14 protein-coding genes are annotated in these 18206 nt (G+C 70.3%); 3 read left to right on the top strand and 11 right to left on the bottom strand.

Going from position 1 to position 18206, the window contains the following annotated elements:
• Positions 1 to 7: 7 nt before the first annotated feature.
• The 5 genes from ACSQ4M_RS33685 to ACSQ4M_RS33705 all read right to left on the bottom strand — a co-directional run bounded on the left by ACSQ4M_RS33685 (position 8) and on the right by ACSQ4M_RS33705 (position 6372).
• The gene (locus tag ACSQ4M_RS33685) at positions 8 to 709 is read right to left on the bottom strand and encodes a YaiO family outer membrane beta-barrel protein (protein ID WP_436193700.1); all 702 of its coding nucleotides are present in this window, start codon (positions 707 to 709) and stop codon (positions 8 to 10) included.
• A 155-nt stretch (positions 710 to 864) separates the two neighbouring features.
• The gene (gene wecB, locus ACSQ4M_RS33690; protein ID WP_436193701.1) at positions 865 to 2037 is read right to left on the bottom strand and encodes a non-hydrolyzing UDP-N-acetylglucosamine 2-epimerase; all 1173 of its coding nucleotides are present in this window, start codon (positions 2035 to 2037) and stop codon (positions 865 to 867) included.
• Positions 2034 to 3959, bottom strand: a complete 1926-nt coding sequence (locus ACSQ4M_RS33695; RefSeq protein WP_436193702.1) for a hypothetical protein — start codon at positions 3957 to 3959, stop codon at positions 2034 to 2036. The genes wecB and ACSQ4M_RS33695 overlap by 4 nt, the downstream gene beginning before the upstream one ends.
• Positions 3956 to 5047 (bottom strand): hypothetical protein, encoded by a 1092-nt coding sequence (locus ACSQ4M_RS33700; RefSeq protein WP_436193703.1) that lies wholly within the window; start codon positions 5045 to 5047, stop codon positions 3956 to 3958. The genes ACSQ4M_RS33695 and ACSQ4M_RS33700 overlap by 4 nt, the downstream gene beginning before the upstream one ends.
• The gene (locus ACSQ4M_RS33705) at positions 5044 to 6372 is read right to left on the bottom strand and encodes a glycosyltransferase (RefSeq protein ID WP_436193704.1); all 1329 of its coding nucleotides are present in this window, start codon (positions 6370 to 6372) and stop codon (positions 5044 to 5046) included. Before ACSQ4M_RS33705 ends, ACSQ4M_RS33700 begins: the two co-directional genes overlap by 4 nt.
• Before the next feature lie 725 nt (positions 6373 to 7097).
• Here ACSQ4M_RS33705 and ACSQ4M_RS33710 point away from each other — a divergent pair.
• Genes ACSQ4M_RS33710 through ACSQ4M_RS33720 form a run of 3 tightly spaced genes read left to right on the top strand, consistent with a single transcriptional unit; the run spans position 7098 to position 11812 of the window.
• Positions 7098 to 9209, top strand: a complete 2112-nt coding sequence (locus tag ACSQ4M_RS33710) for a hydantoinase/oxoprolinase family protein (RefSeq protein WP_436193705.1) — start codon at positions 7098 to 7100, stop codon at positions 9207 to 9209.
• A complete protein-coding gene (locus tag ACSQ4M_RS33715) occupies positions 9206 to 10825 on the top strand; it encodes a hydantoinase B/oxoprolinase family protein (RefSeq protein ID WP_436193706.1) in 1620 nt (539 codons plus the stop codon). The genes ACSQ4M_RS33710 and ACSQ4M_RS33715 overlap by 4 nt, the downstream gene beginning before the upstream one ends.
• Positions 10826 to 10849: 24 nt before the next feature.
• On the top strand, positions 10850 to 11812 hold the full coding sequence (locus ACSQ4M_RS33720) for a Bug family tripartite tricarboxylate transporter substrate binding protein (protein ID WP_436193707.1): 963 nt from the start codon (positions 10850 to 10852) through the stop codon (positions 11810 to 11812).
• 13 nt (positions 11813 to 11825) lie between these two features.
• Here the strand turns inward: ACSQ4M_RS33720 and ACSQ4M_RS33725 are convergent, their stop codons facing one another.
• Genes ACSQ4M_RS33725 through ACSQ4M_RS33750 form a run of 6 tightly spaced genes read right to left on the bottom strand, consistent with a single transcriptional unit; the run spans position 11826 to position 18184 of the window.
• The gene (locus ACSQ4M_RS33725; RefSeq protein ID WP_436194115.1) at positions 11826 to 12638 is read right to left on the bottom strand and encodes a crotonase/enoyl-CoA hydratase family protein; all 813 of its coding nucleotides are present in this window, start codon (positions 12636 to 12638) and stop codon (positions 11826 to 11828) included.
• Positions 12639 to 12645: 7 nt separating this feature from the next.
• Positions 12646 to 13545 (bottom strand): SDR family oxidoreductase, encoded by a 900-nt coding sequence (locus ACSQ4M_RS33730; protein WP_436193708.1) that lies wholly within the window; start codon positions 13543 to 13545, stop codon positions 12646 to 12648.
• A 13-nt stretch (positions 13546 to 13558) separates the two neighbouring features.
• On the bottom strand, positions 13559 to 14359 hold the full coding sequence (locus ACSQ4M_RS33735) for an enoyl-CoA hydratase/isomerase family protein (protein ID WP_436193709.1): 801 nt from the start codon (positions 14357 to 14359) through the stop codon (positions 13559 to 13561).
• Entirely contained in the window at positions 14356 to 15504 is a 1149-nt protein-coding gene (locus ACSQ4M_RS33740) for an acyl-CoA dehydrogenase family protein (RefSeq protein WP_436193710.1), read from the bottom strand. The genes ACSQ4M_RS33735 and ACSQ4M_RS33740 overlap by 4 nt, the downstream gene beginning before the upstream one ends.
• A 15-nt stretch (positions 15505 to 15519) precedes the next feature.
• A complete protein-coding gene (locus tag ACSQ4M_RS33745) occupies positions 15520 to 17076 on the bottom strand; it encodes a long-chain-fatty-acid--CoA ligase (RefSeq protein ID WP_436193711.1) in 1557 nt (518 codons plus the stop codon).
• 25 nt (positions 17077 to 17101) lie between these two features.
• Positions 17102 to 18184, bottom strand: a complete 1083-nt coding sequence (locus tag ACSQ4M_RS33750) for a CaiB/BaiF CoA transferase family protein (RefSeq protein ID WP_436193712.1) — start codon at positions 18182 to 18184, stop codon at positions 17102 to 17104.
• Positions 18185 to 18206: the final 22 nt, after the last annotated feature.

Consider the following 18206-nt stretch of genomic DNA (forward strand, 5'->3'; position numbering starts at 1 on the left):
TTGCGGCTCAGAACGTGAGGAACACGCCCACACCCAGCGTGTGGCGCTTGTAGCTCGGGTTGGAATAGCGCTCGGCCTGCGCGCTCAGGCCCCAGCGCTGGCCGAGCCACACGCGCCCGGTCGCCATCACACTGGTGCTGCGGAAGTCCACCAGCTGGGAGCGTGCGCCGATGGACTGGTAGGCCTCGGTGCCGCTGGCCACGCGCAGGCTGAAGTAGGCCGCGCCTTCGCGTCCCACCGTCATGCTGGCGAACGGCATGTACGAGAACACGTTGCGCGGCTGGCTGATGTTGAGCACCACGCCGCTCTCCAGCACCACCGGTGCCGGCAGGTACCAGGCCACGGCCAGGCGCATGCCGGCCTCGCTGCGGTCGCGGTGCAGCGCCGCGCCGTAGACCGCGGCCGAGGTGACCAGCTGGCCTTGCGACAGCCACTTGCGCGAGAGCTGCGTGTCCGACCGCAGGATGGACCAGTTCTCCCCCCCCTCGCCGAACGCCAGCGACTGCACCACGTACCAGCGGTCCGACAGCTGCAGGGTGTAGCTGCCGGCCGCCACGCCGCCGGTCTCGCCGAACTTGCGCTCGCGCAGCAGTTCGAGGTTCAGCACGTCGCCGTTGCCCAGCGTGATGGCCCCGCGCAGGTTGACCGTCTCGCCGTCCGGCAGCCCGGCGCTGAGATGGCTGTGCGTGGTCTGCAGGTCCCAGGTCATGCGCGAGGACACCGGGCCCGGGGCTGGCGCGGGAGCCGGTGCCGGTGCCGATGGCTCTGCCGTCAAGGGCCCCGCCGTCTGCGCCTGCGCGGCGCCGCACAGCGCACATGCCAGCGCTGCCGCCCAGGCCAGGCGGCCGGTGCACCAGCGCGGCCTCATCGCACGCCCGACAGCACGTCGGCGATGCGCTGCGATGTGCGGCCGTCGCCGAAGGGGTTGACCGCTTCGCGCATGCGCGCCAGTTCGTCGCCCTCGCACAGCAGGCGCGTCACGCAGCCGACGATGCGCTGCATGTCGGTGCCCACGACCATGCCGGCGCCGGCCTCGATGAGCTCGGGCCGCTCCGTGGTGTCGCGCAGCACCAGCACCGGGCGCGACAGCGCCGCGCCCTCCTCCTGGATGCCGCCCGAGTCGGTCAGCGCCAACGCGCTGTTCTGCAGGCACCACAGCAGCGCCGGGTAGTCCAGCGGCGGGCACAGGCACAGTCGGCCTTCCAGCCGCGCGGCCAGTGCGCCAAGCTCGGCATGCACGGTGTCGGCGACGGCCGGGTTGCCGTGCACGGGCCAGGCCACCGCCAGGCGCGGATCGGCCTGCAGCAGCCGCGCCACGGCGCGCGCGATGTCGCGGATGCCGGTGCCCCAGTTCTCGCGCCGGTGCGCGGTGACGGTGATGAGCCGGCCATGCGCCAGCCAGGGGCGCAGCCGCTGCAACGGCTCGGGCAGCGCCAGCGCGCCACTGGCCAGCAGGTGCTCCAGCCGCGCCGCGCCGCCCAACGCGGCGTCCACCGCGGTGTTGCCGACCACGTGCACGGCATCGGCAGCGATGCCCTCGCGTGCCAGGTTGGCCGCGGCGCCCGCGGTGGGTGCGAAGTGCCAGTGCGCGAGGCGCGCCGTCAGCTCGCGGTTCTTCTCTTCGGGGAAGGGCTCGCGCGGCTTGAAGGTGCGCAGCCCCGCTTCCACATGGCCGATCGGAATGTCCAGGTAGAAGGCCGCCTGGGCCGAGGCCAGCGTGCTGGTGGTGTCGCCGTGCACCAGCACCGCGGACGGTTGCGCCTGCGTGTAGACGGCGCTCAGGCTTTCCAGCAGCAACGCGTTCAGGTGCGCCAGGCTGCCATCGCGGCGCTCCAGCTGCAGTTCGTACTCGGGCCGGATGTCGAAGAAGTCGTACAGCGACTGCGCCATTTCGCGGTGCTGGCCGCTGTGCACCCAGGCCACGGCCTGGCCGCGCCGGCGCAGTTCGGCGTAGACCGGCGCCATCTTGATGATCTCGGGGCGGGTGCCGACCGAGATGAGGATGGGTCGGCCCGTCGGTGTGGAAGATGCGGTCATGGAGATGCGGATGCGTTGGAGATCGAAGCGGTGGGCGGCGTGGCGGCGTGCAGGGGCAGCCGCAGGCGCAGCTGGGTACCGGGGCCGGCGATGACGCGCCAGGCATCGCCCTGGCGCGTGATCTCGGCCTGGCCCTGCAGCACCTGCGGCGCGTCGTAGCGGCGCGCCGGCAGCAGCCAGGCGAAGTGCGCGAGCGAACGCGGGTGCTCCGCCTCCAGCCATTCGGCGCCGTCGGCGGCCCGCGTGCGCCAGTCGACGGCCAGCCGCTCGTTGGCGAACGTGGTGTAGGCGGCCATGGTGATCCAGCGCAGCGTGCCGTTGCCGACCAGTTGCCTGGTGTGCTGCAGCCAGTCGCGGAAGGCGTCCGGAAACAGCGCGACGCCGGGTGGGTGGAAGTACACCAGCCGCACCGTGTGGTACTGGGCGCAGAAGTCGGCCACGTCCTTGAGCCAGGCACCGATGTCGCGCTGCGCGATGCCGGCGAACGAGGTCTCCTCGAAGCTGGCATGCGCGCCGTAGCTCAGGACCGGAAAGGCCCACATGCCGGACGGGCCGCGCCTGCCATCCTGGTAGCTGCGCGTGGGTGCCATGCCGATGTCGCCCGTGAAGTAGTAGGCCTGGATGCTCTGGTCGCGCAGCCACGGCGTCGTCCAGGCCGGATGGTTGCCCAGCGGCGCGGAGTATTCGCGCACGGGCTTGCCGCTGGCCGCACGCACGGCCTGCAGGTTGCGCTCGATGAACGGCACCGAGACCTCCTGCTTCTGCTTGTCGACCGTGCGGCCGAAGGCGTTGTGGATCCAGCCGCCATGGCTGCCGACCTCGTCGCCGCGCGCGACGAAGCGCCGCACCCACTGCTGCATGCTGGGGTTGCGGGCCAGGTCCATGCCCTGGCCATCGCCGGGGTTGTCGACGTCGGGCCCGGCCGTCAGGTGGATCGAGTACGGCCCCTGCTCGAACACGCCCAACGCGTCCAGCGCTTCGATGGCCGGCACGGCCGCGGCCGAGTCGACGTGCCAGTTCATGATCAACGCGCCCTGGGCGTCGGGCACCGGCGACAGCTGCGGCAGCCCGACCAGGTCCTGCGCGAAATAGCGCAGGAAGGCGTGCAGGAACAGGCCATCGGTGCGCAGCTTGAGGTAGGTCAGCGGCAGGTTGACGAACAGCACCTGGCCCTTGCCCACGCCGTGCACGCCGGCCAGCAGGCTGCCGTCTTCGGCATGCATCAGGCGCTTGCCCGCGAAAGCGCCGCGCGTGGCGAACACCGAGTAGGTGAGCCGCCCGTAGTGGTAGCCCACCACCGCGAGCGGCTCGTCGTCGCCCGGTGGCGGCTGGTGGCTGCTGAGTGGCTCTTCTTCACCGTCACGGATCAACTTGCCCGGTGGCAGCCGCAACAAGGGCACGGCAGCGCCGTCCACCCAGGCCACGTGGTCGCCGGACATGCGGCCACGCAGCTCTTCATACAGCGCGTACGACACGCCGGCCAGGTCGGACAGGCGCGAGGCGCCCGGCGGATAGCTGCCGGCCAGGTCCTGGACACCGGCGTCGTGCACCAACAGCAGTTGCGTGCCGGCCTGCACGCGTTGCTCCAGCGCCGTCACCAGCGCATCGTTCATGCGGCGGTGCACCTGGTCGGGCAGGATCAGCGCAGCCCCCTGGAGCGCCCCACCGTCGCGCAGCAGGTCGGATGCGCGCACCACCGACAGGCCGAAACCGAGCTCGGCCGCTGCATCCTCCCAGGCCTGCACATGCGGGTCGCTGGTGGACAGCTCATCGGGGATCAGCAGCGCCAGCCGCGTGGCGGCCTGGCCAGAGGGTCTTGCCGTACCGCTCAGCCAGCCGAACAGCACGAACGCCGCCACGGCCGCCAGCACCAGCGCCGCGCGCAGCAGCCAGACGCGGGTTGGAGACGCCTGGCCGCTCATGGCGCCACCGCCTGTGCCCCGAACGGCTGCGCCGGCTCGACCGCCGATGCCACGGCCGCCACGCAACGGCCCTGCACCTCGGCCCAGACCGTGCCATGGACTTCCACGCCGGCACCGATCTCGATGCGCGGCGCTGCCACGGTGGTCTGCGAGGCCAGCGTGCCCAGCGTGCAGCCGGTATCGAGTGCGATGGCCATTTCGGACATCAGCACCCCGCGCACGGTGCAACCCGCTCCGAGCGCGGCCTCGCGCTCGACGAACACGTTGCCCGCGAAGGTGCAGCCCGGCCCCGCCGTGAGCCGGCCCCGCACCTTGAGGCTGCCGCCGACCACGCAGCGCGGTCCCAGCACCAGGTCGCCATGGCACACCAGATCGCCCTGCCAGGCGGTGCCGGCCGGTACGGCGAGCGCGCCGCTGCGGATGGCGCGGCGGCCCGAGGCGTCCCAGCGCACGCCGGTCAACGCCGCGCCGTCGCCCGGCACGGCAGCGAACACCGGCCTGGGCCCGCGCGGCAGGAACTGCACGCAGGGCGCATGCAGCAGCAGGAAGTCGGCGCCCGGCGCGAGCACCAGCAGGCGCTCGGCCGTCACGCGGCCTGCCAGGTGGCAGCCCTCGTCCACGAACAGTTCGTCCCCATGGGCCCAACGCAGCACCGAAGCCTGGGCCGCGAGCCGCACTGCGCCGCCGGCCCACAAGGCCTTGTAGATGCCGCGCCTGGCGGTACGCAGGGCGCCTGTGGTCGCCACCTCGGCGTAGAACGCGATGCCGTCCGGCAGGCGCAGGTCGCCCTCGGCGTACCACAGGCGGTGGCTCGCCTGGGCCGCCTGCTCGGCCGCGTCCAGCGGCAGCGCCTCGTCCGCCGCGGGACAGGCCACGATGGCGGTGCTGCCGAGCACGCCTGTGCCGGCGGCCACCGCCTCGGCCAGGCGCGTGGCGAAGCTGCGTGCCAGGTAGGGCGGGTCCAGCGCATCGGCCTCGTCGATGGGCAGCGGCTGCACGTCGCTCGGACGCAGCCACTCCACCAGTGCCGGCAACATGGGCAGCAGCATCACCGAGAAGGTCGCCAGCAACAGCAACGCGAGATTCACGGGCCGGCCTTGGCGGGAGGCATGGCGACGACCGGACTGGCGCGGCGGTAGCGCACGGTCTTGTCCCACTGGAACTTGCCGCCCGGCAACCGGTCGGTCAGCACCTGCTCGTACACCGAGCGCATGATGGCCACGGCACTCACGATGAAGCCCAGGAACGAGAACGCCAGCAGCCGGATGCGCTGGCGCGAGCGGTCCAGGTGGGTCGCGGTGGCGATCTCGAAGAAGGCGGCGAAGTTGCCGAGCGCGCTGTGGACCATGAAGGCCATGACCATCAGCGCGGGCGCCAGCCACTGCATGCTGACCGTGAAGTACATCAGCACGCTGAGCACCCAGCCCAGCAGCAGCACCGGCGACATCATGTAGACGCCCAGCAGCAAGGCGCCGTCGATGCGCTCGGTCCAGCGCAGATCGGGCTGGCGCAGCAGCGCGGCACTGTGGCGCACCATGGCCTGGTTGTGGCCCTTGGACCAGCGCTTGATCTGGCGCATGCGCACGGACCAGTTCTGCGGCACTTCCTCATAGCACTCGGCCCGGTTGTGGTAGACCGTGCGCCAGCCACCCAGCAGCAGCCGGTAGGTCAGGTCGGTGTCCTCGGCCAGCACGTCGTCGTGCCAGCCGCCCACGGCCTGGAGCGCGCTGATGCGGATGCCACCGACGGTGCCGCCGTACTGCGGCACCAGCCCCAGGTTCATGCGCGCCTGCTGGTCGACCTGGTAGCCGCCCGAGCGCTCCAGGTCGAGCAAGCGGGTCAACAGATTGGCACCCACGTTGAGCGGGACGACGCGGCCCATCACGGCACCGACCTCGGGGTCGAAGAACGGCGCCATCAGGCGGCGGATCAGCCCGCGCGAGGGCATGTAGTCCGCATCGAAGACGATGATGAAGTCGGTGTCGACGGTCTCGGTGGCGTCCTTGAGCGCCGCCGCCTTGCCGGGCTTGCCGCCGGTGCGGTGGAACGGCCGGATGCGGCCCGGAAAGCGTGACACGACCTCGTCGACGATCTCGCGCGTGCGGTCGGTCGAGCGGTCGTTGACCGGCACCACCAGCATGCGATCGGCCGGGTAGTCGACGCGCATGAGGTTTTCCAGGCAGTCGCGGATCACGTCTTCTTCGTTGTGCGCAGCAACGAAGATGGTCACGCGGGGCCATTCGGCGTGGACCAGGCTGGCGTAGGGGTTGCGCTGGCGGCCGAACAGGCGGTTCAGCGAGAAGACGTAGTGGCGCGCCGTATAGACCGTCAGCAGCACCATGACCAGCCCCATCAACCCGCCCAGAGACCACGCCCAGACGTCGCCCAAAGGGCTGGAAATCGTCAGCGACATGCCACCGGCCTGCGCGCCCGGCACACCGGCGGTTGCAACCGTTCCCAGCACGGCGCCCAGCCAGCGAATCGCTGGCGTACGGCCCCTGCAGGCCACGACCAGCCGCGAACAGGCGCGCTGACGCGACCCACGCCCAGCGCAAGGCGCACGTTGGTATTGCTTCAAGAATTCCCCCTCTTCGCACGCAATGCGAAGCCCTCGAAAAGACCATTTCTTAACGTACACAATTGTAGTTTTCCCCGATTCCGCTTGGTTGCAAATAGAACAACTGCATGTGACAGTTGTGCTTAATATGCAACTTAGTACGCTCAACTACTTTGAATAGTGTTATGTATGTACTCAATATTCTGCAATAACTACACATTGAGTAGACAAAAATAAAAGATTGCATTCAATTAGACAATTCTTAATAAAGGAGACGGAGTACAGGCGGCCGTTTGTCGGAGTTGTCGAGGCCGCGTCAGGGCCTGATCCAGCAGGAAGGCCGGTCGCGCCGCAGCAACCGTTCCACCCTTCGTCGTGCGCAAGCGTTCTCGTAGACTGCCGCCGTTCTCCCTGTGGTCCCCCGGCGCGGCACAGAAAATGCGTTCTGCCCCGCCGCGTTCCATCTCGGTACGTTCCCTTCCCCCGTCGACCTCCCGGCACAGCGCTGCCCGCGACGGTTCCTGTTCCTGCCGACCACAGCACCGGCGGGTTGTCCCAAGTAGATGAAGAAGGCAGGTTGTGTGACCCATTGGACAGTTGGCATCGATATCGGCGGTACGTTCACGGACCTCGTCGCCCTGGACCTGGCGCGCGGCGCACAGCGCAGCCTGAAGGTCCTCACCACGCACCAGGATCCGACCGAGGGCGTGGTGCGCGGCACCGCGCAGCTGCTGGCGGACCACGGCATCGCACCGGCCGACGTGGCCCGCGTCGTGCACGCCACCACCTTGTTCACCAACGCGCTGATCGAGCGGCGCGGCGCCTGCACCGGACTGCTCACCACCCAGGGCTTCGGCGACATCGTCGAGATGGGCAACGAGCGCAAGTACGACCTGTACGACCTGCGCATCGAGCGCAGCCGGGCGCTGGCGCCGCGCCAACTGCGTGGCGAGGCGGTCGGGCGCCTGGATGCACAAGGCCGCGAAATCGAGCCGCTGGACCTGGCGCAGGCCCTGGCCGAGGTTGCGCGTCTGGTCGATGCGGGCGTCGAATCGCTGGCCATCTGCCTGCTGCACGCGTACTGCAACGACATGCACGAGCGTCGCCTGGCGCAAGCCATCGCCCAGGCCCACCCCGCTCTCACGCTCACACTGTCGTGCGAGACCGCGCCCGTGATCCGCGAGTACGAGCGCCTGACCACCACGCTGGCCAACGCCTACATCAAGCCCATGGCGCGCAGCTACCTCGACCGGCTCGCGCGCCAGCTCGCCGCGCTGGGCCTGCCGGGCGACGTGCTCATGATGCTGTCCAACGGCGGGCTGGCGCACCTGGACGAGGCGCGCGCCCAGCCGATCGCACTGCTGGAGTCCGGCCCGGCCGCGGGCGCGATTTCCGCCGCCCACCACAGCCTGCGCGAAGGCCAGAGCGACCTGCTGGCCTTCGACATGGGCGGCACCACGGCCAAGCTCTGCCTGGTCAACGGTGCCAAGCCCTCCATCACCTTCGGCTTCGAGGCGGCGCGCCAGAAGCGCTTCGCCGAAGGCAGCGGCATGCCCATCGGCATCACCACGGTGGACCTCATCGAGATCGGCGCCGGTGGCGGCAGCATCGCCTCGCGCGACGCGCTGGGCCTGCTCAAGGTGGGGCCGCACAGCGCCGGCTCGCAGCCTGGCCCGATGTGCTACGGCCAGGGCGGCGACGCACCCACGGTGACCGACGCCAACCTGCTGCTGGGCTATCTGAACCCGGACTTCTTCGCGGGCGGCTCACTGCAGATCCAGCCCGCGCTGGCCCGCGCCGGCTTCGAACGCCTGGGCGCCACGCTGGGCCACGACGCGGTGCAGACGGCCTGGGGCGTGCACGACATCGTGGCCGAGAACATGGCGGCCGCGGCGCGCGTGCACGTGGCCGAGCGCGGCCAGGACCCGCGCCGCTTCGTGCTGGTGGCCACGGGTGGCGGCGGCCCGCTGCACGCCTACCACGTGGCGCGCAAGATCGGCGTGGCCACCATCGTCTGCCCGCCGCAGGCCGGCGTGGCCTCCGCCTTCGGGCTGCTGGTGGCCCAGGCCCGCGCCGACCGCTCGCGCAGCTTCGGCTTCAAGCCCGCCAGCGACGCCGTGGACGGGCTCGAGCAGGTCTTCGCAGCGCTGGAGCAGGAGGTGCGCGGCCCGCTGCAGGCGCTGCAGGCCGACTTCGGCCCGATCCGCCTGCGCCGGCGCGCCGATGGCCGTTTCATCGGCCAGGGCTTCAACCTCGGCGTCGACCTGCCGGACGGCCCTTACACCGCGCAGGACGCAGCGCAGGAAGCCGGCTGGCGCGCGCAGCTGGACCAGGCCTTCCGCAGCGCCTACGCCCACAAGTTCGGCCGCACCCCGCCCGACGTGCCGGTCGAACTGGTCAACCTGCAGGTGACGGGCGAGGCCGCGCCCTTGCGGCCCTTCCAGGCGCCCGCCCTGCACGCGCAGGCCGCCACGGCCGAGCCCACCGGCCACCGGTCCGTCTATTTCGCCGAGCGCCAGGGCTTCGTCGACACGCCCGTCTACCAGCGTGCGCTGCTGCACCCCGGCGCGCAGCTGGCCGGCCCGGCGCTGGTCGAGGAGGAGACGACCACCGTGGTCGTCGGACCGCTCGCCCGCGCAAGCGTCAGCACCCAGGGCAATCTTGTGATCCAGATCGAGGAGGCCCGCGCATGAGCACCCCCACCACCGACCGCGGCAGCGATGCCATCTTCCTGGAAGTCTTCTGGACGCGGGTGCGCTCCATCGTCAACGAGGCGGCCAAGCTCATCGTGCGCACCTCGTTCTCCACGCTGTCCTCCGAAGCCAACGACTTCGCGGTGGTCATGACCGACTCGCGCGGCCAGACCATCGCCGAGAACGCGGGCGCCATCCCCTCGTTCATCGGCACGCTGGGCAACACCGTGCGCGCCATGGTCGAAGTCTTCGGCATCGGCGCGATGCAGCCCGAGGACATCTACATCACCAACGACCCCTGGATCGGCACCGGCCACCTCAACGACGTCTGCCTGGTCAAGCCCCTGTTCCACGCCGGCAAGGTGATCGGCTTTGCCGCCACCACCGGCCATGTGCCCGACATCGGCGGCAAGATCCGCTCGGTCGACGCGCGCGAACTGTTCGAGGAAGGCTTCCACATCCCGCCCATGCACTTCCTGCGTGCGGGCCAGAGCGACCCCTCGCTGCTGCGCCTGCTGCAGGCCAACGTGCGCACGCCGGAGCAGACCACGGGCGACATCTGGTGCCACGCCAGCGCGACTGAGCTGATCGCGCGGCGCGTGGAGGCGCTGCTGCAGGAGTACGGGCTGGCCCAGATCGACGACCTGGCCGACGCGCTGTTCGACCGCAGCGAACAGGCCATGCGCGCGGCGATCCGCGCGCTGCCGCAGGGCGTGTTCCGCTACAGCATGCCGACCGACGGCTTCGCCGAGCCGTTCCAGTTCGAGGTCGCGGTGCGCATCGAAGGCGGTGAGATCACATGCGATTTCGAGGGTTCCTCGCCACAGCAGCCACGCGCCATCAACTGCGTTCTGGCCTACACCCACGCCATGACGGCCTATGCGGTCAAGAGCCTGCTGCTGCCGGACCTGCCCAACAACCACGGGCTGTTCCGCCCTGTGCACACGCGCGCACCCGAGGGCTCCATCCTGAACCCGAGCTTTCCCGCGCCCGTGGGCGGCCGCTCCTGCACCGGCCACTATGTGCCGAGCGCGATCTTCGGTGCGCTGCATGCCGTGCTGCCCGAGCGCGTGATGGCAGGTGTCGGCTCGCCGGTGTGGATCACCAACCTGAACGGCCGGCGCGCCAACGGCAAGCCGTTCGCCACCGTGCTGTTCTACAACGGCGGCATGGGCGCCACGGCGGGCAAGGACGGCGCCTCGGTCATGTCCTGGCCGAGCAACATCTCGCCCACGCCGATCGAGATCGCCGAACGCGACGCGCCGCTGCTGTTCCGCCGCAAGCGCCTGCTGCCGGACTCCGGCGGCGCTGGTCGCCATCGCGGCGGGCTCGGCGAGGAGATCTGTTTCGTCAACCGGCACGAGACGCCGCTGTCGGTGGTGTTCCTGACCGAACGCATCAAGTTCGGGGCACCGGGCCTGCACGGCGGCGGCGACGGGCAGTGCGGCGCGGTGCTGATCAACGGCCAGGCCATCGACTCGCGCGTGCCGCAGGTGCTGCAGCCCGGCGACGAGGTCACCTTGCGCACGCCCGGCGGCGGCGGCTTCGGTCCGGCCCGGGAGCGCACGGACGCCGCGCTGGCACAGGACCTGCTGGCCGGCTACGTCACTCCCTAGTTTCCATTGCAGAGGTTTCGCACCATGTCCTTCCACTCCGTTCTGACCTCCCTGCTGGCGGCCGCCAGCCTGTCGTTCGGCGGTGCCGCCGCCGCGGCCTATCCCGACAAGCCCGTGACGCTGGTCGTCGGCTTCTCGCCCGGCAGCAGCATCGACATGGTCGCGCGCGCCGTGGCGCAGAAGCTCGGCGACAAGCTGCACCAGACCGTGATCGTGGACAACAAGGCCGGCGCGGGCGGCAACGTGGCGGCCGGGCAGGTCGCGCGCGCCACGCCGGACGGCTACCAGCTGCTGGTGGTGGCCAACAGCATCGCGATGGCGCCGGCCGTCTACCCCGACCTCAAGTTCGACACGCAGCGCGACCTGCGCGCCATCGCCTACGTCGGCGTGGGCCCGGTGATCCTTAAGGTGCACAAGGACCGCGGCTTCCACACGCTGGCCGACCTGGTCCAGTACGCCAAGGCCAACCCCGGCAAGCTGAACTACGGCTCCTCCGGCGTCGGCGGCACACCCCACATGGCCACCGTGCTGTTCGGCAAGGTCGCGGGCATCCAGATGACCCACATCCCGTACAAGGGCGGTGCCGACGCGCTGAGCGCGCTGCTGGGCGGGCAGGTGGACGTGCTGATCAACCCGCTGCTGGGCGACACGGCCTCGGACCGCATCACCGCGCTGGCCATCACCGGGGCCAGCCGCTCGGCGCAGGCTCCTGGCGTGCCGACCTTCGCCGAAGCCGGCTACCCGGCCTACGACATCGGGGTCTACTACGGGATCATGGGGCCGGCCGGCCTGCCCGACCCGGTCGTGCGCCAGCTCAATGCCGCCGTCAACGAGGTGCTGGCCGACCCGGCCATCGTCGACAGCCTGACGACGCGCAGCGGCATCGTGCTCAAGCCCGGCTCGGCGGAGCAGTTCCAGCGCTTCATCGACGACGACGTCGCGCGCTGGAAGGACGTCGTCAAGAACGACAAGTCCATCAAGAACTGAGCCCGCCCCCCGCTCAGGCGGGATCCTGGAAGCGCGCCGCCCGCCTCTCCATCGACGCCGCCACCGCCTCGCGCTGGTTGGTGCTGCCGATCAGGCGCTGCTGCTCGACCGACTCGGCCAGCAGCAGCTGGGCATCGTCACCGTCTGCCATCTGGTTCAAGAGCCGCTTGGCGGCGCGCACGGCATCGGGGTTGCGGCCGGCGATCTCGCGCGCCATGGCCAGTGCCTCGGCCAGCGGGTCGGTCGCCACGCGCGTGCCCAGGCCGATGCGGCAGGCCTCCTCGGCCTCGACGATGCGCGCGCTGTAGACGAGGTCGCGCGCGATGTCGGCCCGCACCAGTTCGCGCATGAGCGCGATGCCGGCCATGTCGGGCACCAGGCCCCATCGCATCTCCATGACCGACATGCGCGCATCGGCGGCGAGCAGCCGCACGTCAGCGCCCAGCGCCACCTGCAGGCCGCCGCCGAAGGCCACGCCCTGCACGGCCGCGACCACGGGCACGGCCAGCGCGCGCCAGCCCCAGGCCACCTGCTGCGGCCGGTTGGCCGGGCCGTGCGTGCGCGCCTGCAGCGCCGACAGGCCGTCCAGCGGCGCGCCCTCGCGCATCTTGCCAAAGCGCGACATGTCCAGCCCGGCGCAGAAGGCCCGGCCCTCGGCATGCAGCACCACGGCACGCACGCCACGCGTGGCCTGCAGCAGCTCGGTGGCGGCGACCAGTCCGTCGAACATGTCCATGTCCAGCGCGTTCATCTTGTCCGGCCGCGCGAGCCGGACCTGCGCGACGCCGTCGGCGTCCACGCGCACGGCCACGCGGCCGTGCAGCAGTTGTTCTTCAAGCAAGGCGTTGCCTCCTGTCCTTGGCGTCCTGGCCGGCGATGTTCTCGCGCGCGCGCTGCCAGTCTTCGCCGGTCCACGAGCGCATGCGCGAGAAGTTGCCGCCCGTGGCCTGGTACTGGCCACCGTCGATGGCGATGGTCTGGCCGTTGATGTAGTCGGCGCCGGGGCCCAGCAGCAGCACTGCCAGGTTGGCGAGTTCGGGCATGCGGCCGTTGCGGTCCATGGGGTTGCCCTCGGTCTTGTGTTCGCCGCCGCCCGGGTTCAGGCGCGCGCTCATGCCCTCGGTCGGGAACAGGCCCGGCGCGATGGCGTTGAAGCGGATGCCGCGGCCGGCCCACTCCACGGCCAGCGACTGGGTCATCGCGTGCAGGCCGGCCTTGGACATGGCGGACGGCACGGTGAACGCCGAGCCGTTCCAGACCCAGGTGGTGAGGATGGAGACCACGGCCGCGCTTCTGCCCTCGGCCAGCCAGCGCTTGCCGCAGTCCAGCGTCATCATGAAGCTGCCGCGGAACACGATGTTGGCGATGGCGTCGAAGCCGCGCGGCGACAGGTCTTCGGTGCGGCTGACGAAGTTGCCGGCCGCGTTGTTGACCAGGCCGTCGATGGCGCCGCCATCGGCCCAGACGCGGTCCAGCATGGCCGTGATCTGCTCCTCCTTGCGGATGTCGCAGGCCACGCCGATGGCGCGGCCACCCTGCGGGCCGGCGGCGGCGGTGAGCTCGCGTGCGGTGTCTTCCAGCACGCTCTCGCGCCGGCCGCAGATGTAGACCGTGGCGCCCAGCAACACCAGGGCCTCGCTCATCACGCGGCCCAGGCCGCTGCCGCCGCCCGTCACGAGGTAGCGCTTGCCGGCCAGCAGGCCGGGCTTGTACATGAGGTCGTCCAACGTCACGGTGTGGTCTCCTTCAGCGCCCGGTGTACCTGGGCGCGCGTTTTTCGAGGAAGGCGTTCATGCCTTCGCGGAAGTCGCCGGTCTGCGTGCAGAGCACCTGGTTGCGGTCCTCCAGCGCGATCACGGCCTCCATGCTGGGCGCGTCGATGGCCAGGCCCAGCGCATCCTTGGTCAGGCGCAGCGCCACGGGCGTGGCGCGCAGCATGTCTTCGGCCAGGCTCTGCGCATCGGCCTGCAGGTCGGCCAGCGGCGCGACGCGGCTGACCAGGCCCAGGCCGTAGGCGCGCTGCGCCTCCATGAAGCGGCCTGTGAGCAGGTATTCGGCCGCGACCGAGCTGCCGACCATGCGCGGCAGGAAGTAGCTCACGCCCACATCGCAGGCCGACAGGCCGATGCGGATGAAGGCCGCGTTCATGCGCGCGTCGGGCGTGGCGAGGCGGATGTCCGAGGCCAGCGCCAGCGCGAAGCCGCCGCCGCTGGCCGCGCCCTGCACCACGCTGATGATGGGCTGCGGGCAGCGCCGCATGGCCAGCATGATGTCGCGGATGCTCTTTTGCTTCTCGAGCATCTCTTCCACGCCGCGCGTGCCGCCGTCCTGCGCCGTGGTGTCCTTGATGTCCAGGCCGGCGCAGAAGGCGCGGCCAGCGCCCTGCAGCACGACCACGCGCGCGCTGCTGCGCGCGTTGAGGCCTTCGAAGTAGTGGCGCAGTGCGTCGGTCAGGGCCGGGTCGAGCGCGTTCAGGCGCTCGGGCCGGTTCATCGTGAGCCAGGCGACGGCGCCACGCTCCTCGATCTGCAGGACCGGCGCCGTCACAGCGCGCGCGAGATCACTTCTTTCATGATCTCGCTGGTGCCGCCAAAGATCCGCTGGATACGGGCGTCGGTGTACATGCGCGCGACCAGGTACTCGTTCATGTAGCCGTAGCCGCCGAACAGCTGCACGCATTCGTCGATGACGCGGCCCTGCGTCTCCGAACCCCAGAGCTTGGCCATGGAGGCGGTCGCGGTGTCGAGCTTGCCGGCCACGAGGTCTTCCACGCAGCGGTCGATGAAGGCGCGCCCGACCTTGATCTGCGTGGCGATCTCGGCGAGCTTGAATTTGGTGTTCTGGAACTCGGCCACGGGCTTGCCGAAGGCCTTGCGCTCGCGCACGTAGTCCAGCGTGGCGTGGTAGGCGCCCTCCATCGCGGCCAGCGCCGCGACGCCAATGATCAGGCGCTCGTAGGGCAAATCGCCCATGAGCTGGAAGAAGCCCTGGCCTTCCTTGCCGCCCAGCAGCGCGTGGGCCGGCACGCGCACGTCGTCGAAGAAGAGTTCGGAGGTGTCCTGCGCCTTCATGCCCATCTTGTCGAGCACGCGGCCGACACGGAAGCCCTTGGCATCGGCCGTGTCGACCACCAGGATGGAGGTGCCCTTGGCGCCCAGGTTCGGGTCGGTCTTGGCCACGACCAGCACCACGCCGGCCAGGTAGCCATTGGAGATGAAGGTCTTGGAGCCGTGCAAGGCGTAGCCGCCCTCGGCCTTGTCGGCGCGCGTGCGCACGCCCTGCAGGTCCGAGCCCGCGCCGGGCTCGGTCATGGCAATGGCGCCGACGATCTCGCCACGCGCCAGCAGCGGCAGGTAGTGGCGCTTCTGCTCTTCGGTGCCGTGGTTCAGGAAGTAGTGCGCCACGATGGAGTGCACGCCCACGCTCATGCCCGACAGCGCACGGCGCGACATCTCCTCGTGGATGATGGCCTCGTGGCGGAAGTCGCCGCCCCCGCCGCCGTACTCCTCGGGGATGTCGGTGCACAGCAGGCCCAGCTCGCCAGCCTTGCGCCACAGTGCGTGGCCCACGTGGCCGTTCTTGCGCGCGGCCTCGTCCTGCGGCTGCACCTCGGTCTCGATGAAGCGCACCACGTTGTCGCGGAACAGCTCCAGGTCTTCGTCCATCCAGGAGCGGCGGAAATCGATGCTCATGCTTGTCTCTCTCTTTCAGTTCACCTTGCGGGCGCGGTCTTTCCAGTAGGGCTCGCGCAGCACGAATTTCTGCAGCTTGCCGGCAGGCGACACCGGCAATTCGGTACGGAACTCCACGCTGCGCGGGCATTTGTACCCTGCGATCAGCGTTTTGCAATGGGCGATCACGGCGGCCTCGTCCAGGTCCGCGCCGGGGCGCAGCACGACGACGGCGTGCACGCGCTCGCCCCACTTCTCGTCGGGCACCCCGATCACGGCCGACATCGACACGCCATCGAGCTGCGCCAGCGCGTTCTCGACCTCGGCCGAATACACGTTCTCGCCGCCGCTCACGATCATGTCCTTGATGCGGTCGACGACGTAGAGGTAGCCCTCCTCGTCCATCATGCCGCCGTCGCCGGTGTGCATCCAGCCGCCACGCAGCGCGGCCTCGGTCTCGGCCGGCTTGTTCCAGTAGCCCTGCATGACCATGGGGCCGCGCGCGCAGATCTCGCCGACCTGGCCGGGCGGCAGTTCGTTGTTCTCGGGGTCGCGGATGCTGATCTCGGCAATCGGCACCGACTTGCCGGCCGAGCGCAGGCGCTTGGCCTGGTGGGGGCCGGGCAGGTGGTCCTCGGGCAGCAGCACGGCGATGGTGGGCGCCAGCTCGGTCATGCCATAGGCCTGGCAGAACTGCACGCCGGGCAATGCGGCCATGGCCTGGCCCAGCAGCGTGGCGTCGATGGGCGCGGCACCGTACAGCACCATGCGCAGGCTCTTCAGGTCGAACTCGGCGAAGCGCGGATGCTCGATGAGCCGCTTGACCATGGTGGGCACGAGGAAGGTCTCGGTCACCTGCTCGCGCGCGATGGCCTGCAGCACCGCCACCTCCTCGTAGAACGGAATGACGACCTGGGTCGCCATGCGCAGCACCATCTGCAGCGACAGGCCGCAGCCGGCGACATGGAAGAACGGCGCCGTGACCAGGGCCTGCACCTGCCAGCTGCGCGGCACGGCGGCGGCCGAGGCCAGGCCGTTCAGGTACAGGTTGCTGTGCGTGAGCATCACGCCCTTGGGCCGGCCCGTGGTGCCGCCCGTGTACATCACGGCGGCCAGGTCGTCGCGCTGGCGGCGCAGGTCTTCCACGGGCTCGGCCGCGGCCAGCAGGTCCTCGAAGGAGAGCATGCCCTCGGGCGCCGGCTCCGCGCCGACGTAGATCAGTGTCTGCAGCGACTTGGACAGGTCGCGCAGCGAGGCGACCTGCCTGGCGAAGAATTGGTCGACCAAGAGGATGCGCGTGTCGCAGTCGTCCAGCGAATAGGCGATCTCCTGTGGGCTCCAGCGCACGTTGACGGGGTTGATCGCGCCGCCGCCCCACCAGGTGCCGAACAGGTACTCGACATAGTTGTCGGAGTTCATGGCCAGCATGGCCACGCGGTCGCCCGGCGCCATGCCGAACCCGCGCAGCACGGCGGCCACGCGCGCCACGCGGTCGTGCAGGCGCGCGAAGCTGCTGCGGCGTTCGCCGAACACCACGGCCGTGGCCTGCGGCTTTTCGCGCAGCGCCTTGTGCAGGGCCTGGGTCAGTTGCATGGATGTCTCCTCGTTGTTCTCGAATTCAGCGTGCGGACCAGCGCGCCAGCAGCGCTTGCGCGTCGTGTGGCGACTGGGCCGGCGGCAGCTCGGGCGGCGTGCGGCTGAAGCGCGGCGCAGGCGCGGGCTGCACCATGCCACCGGCTTCGGCGAAGGTGCCGCGCGCGCGGTTGTGGGCGTGGGCCGGCGCCTCGTCCCAGTCGAGCACGGGGGCGAAGCAGGCGTCCGTGCCTTCGAGCAGCGTGCACCATGCGTCGCGCGTGCGCGTGCGGAACAGGTCGGCCATGCGCAGTTTGAGCAGCGGCCAGCGCGCGTGGTCCAGCTGCGCATCGAAGGCCGGGTCGTCGGCGATGCCGCAGCGCTCGCGCAGCAGCGCGTAGAACTGCGGCTCGATCGCACCGATGGCCACGTACTTGCCGTCGGCGCAGGCGTAGGTGTCGTAGAAGTGCGCGGCGCCGTCGAGCAGGTTCTCGCCGCGCTGGTTGTTCCACTGGCCGGCAGCCTTCATGCCGTACATCATGGACGACAGCAGCGCGGCGCCATCGGTCATCGCAGCGTCGATCACCTGGCCCTGGCCCGAGCCCTTGCTCTCGTGCAACGCAGCCAGGATGCCGAAGGCCAGCAGCATGGCGCCGCCGCCGAAGTCGCCCACGTAGTTGAGCGGCGGCACCGGCGTCTCGCCCGCACGGCCGATGGCATGCAGCGCACCGCTGATGGCGATGTAGTTGATGTCGTGGCCAGCAGCCTGCGCCAAGGGGCCGTGCTGGCCCCAGCCCGTCATGCGGCCATAGACCAGGCGCGGGTTGCGGGCCAGGCAGACGTCCGGCCCCAGGCCCAGGCGCTCCATGACGCCGGGGCGAAAGCCCTCGATCAGCACGTCGGCCCGCGCAATGGTCTGCAGCAGCTGCTCGGCCGCGCCCTCGGCCCGCAGGTCCAGCTGCAGCACCGTGCGGCCGCGCGCCAGGATGTCGTGCGGGTTGCGCTTCGTACCGGGCCGCTCCACCCGCAACACCTCGGCGCCCATGTCGGCGAACAGCATCGCGCAAAAAGGCCCCGGGCCGATGCCCGCCATCTCCACCACCCGAAGTCCCTGCAAAGGTCCTGCCATCTCGTATGCCTCTCCAGCCGGC

This window comes from Pseudorhodoferax sp. LjRoot39, assembly GCF_964253035.1.
In the GTDB taxonomy this organism is placed as follows: domain Bacteria; phylum Pseudomonadota; class Gammaproteobacteria; order Burkholderiales; family Burkholderiaceae_C; genus Pseudorhodoferax.

Coding starts and splice junctions, on each gene's coding strand:
- ACSQ4M_RS33685 (WP_436193700.1), bottom strand. CDS start 709: ATGACCTGGGACCTGCAGACCACGCACAGCCATCTCAGCGCCGGGCTG.
- wecB (WP_436193701.1), bottom strand. CDS start 2,037: ATGACCGCATCTTCCACACCGACGGGCCGACCCATCCTCATCTCGGTC.
- ACSQ4M_RS33695 (WP_436193702.1), bottom strand. CDS start 3,959: ATGAGCGGCCAGGCGTCTCCAACCCGCGTCTGGCTGCTGCGCGCGGCG.
- ACSQ4M_RS33705 (WP_436193704.1), bottom strand. CDS start 6,372: ATGTCGCTGACGATTTCCAGCCCTTTGGGCGACGTCTGGGCGTGGTCT.
- ACSQ4M_RS33715 (WP_436193706.1), top strand. CDS start 9,206: ATGAGCACCCCCACCACCGACCGCGGCAGCGATGCCATCTTCCTGGAA.
- ACSQ4M_RS33720 (WP_436193707.1), top strand. CDS start 10,850: ATGTCCTTCCACTCCGTTCTGACCTCCCTGCTGGCGGCCGCCAGCCTG.
- ACSQ4M_RS33740 (WP_436193710.1), bottom strand. CDS start 15,504: ATGAGCATCGATTTCCGCCGCTCCTGGATGGACGAAGACCTGGAGCTG.
- ACSQ4M_RS33745 (WP_436193711.1), bottom strand. CDS start 17,076: ATGCAACTGACCCAGGCCCTGCACAAGGCGCTGCGCGAAAAGCCGCAG.
- ACSQ4M_RS33750 (WP_436193712.1), bottom strand. CDS start 18,184: ATGGCAGGACCTTTGCAGGGACTTCGGGTGGTGGAGATGGCGGGCATC.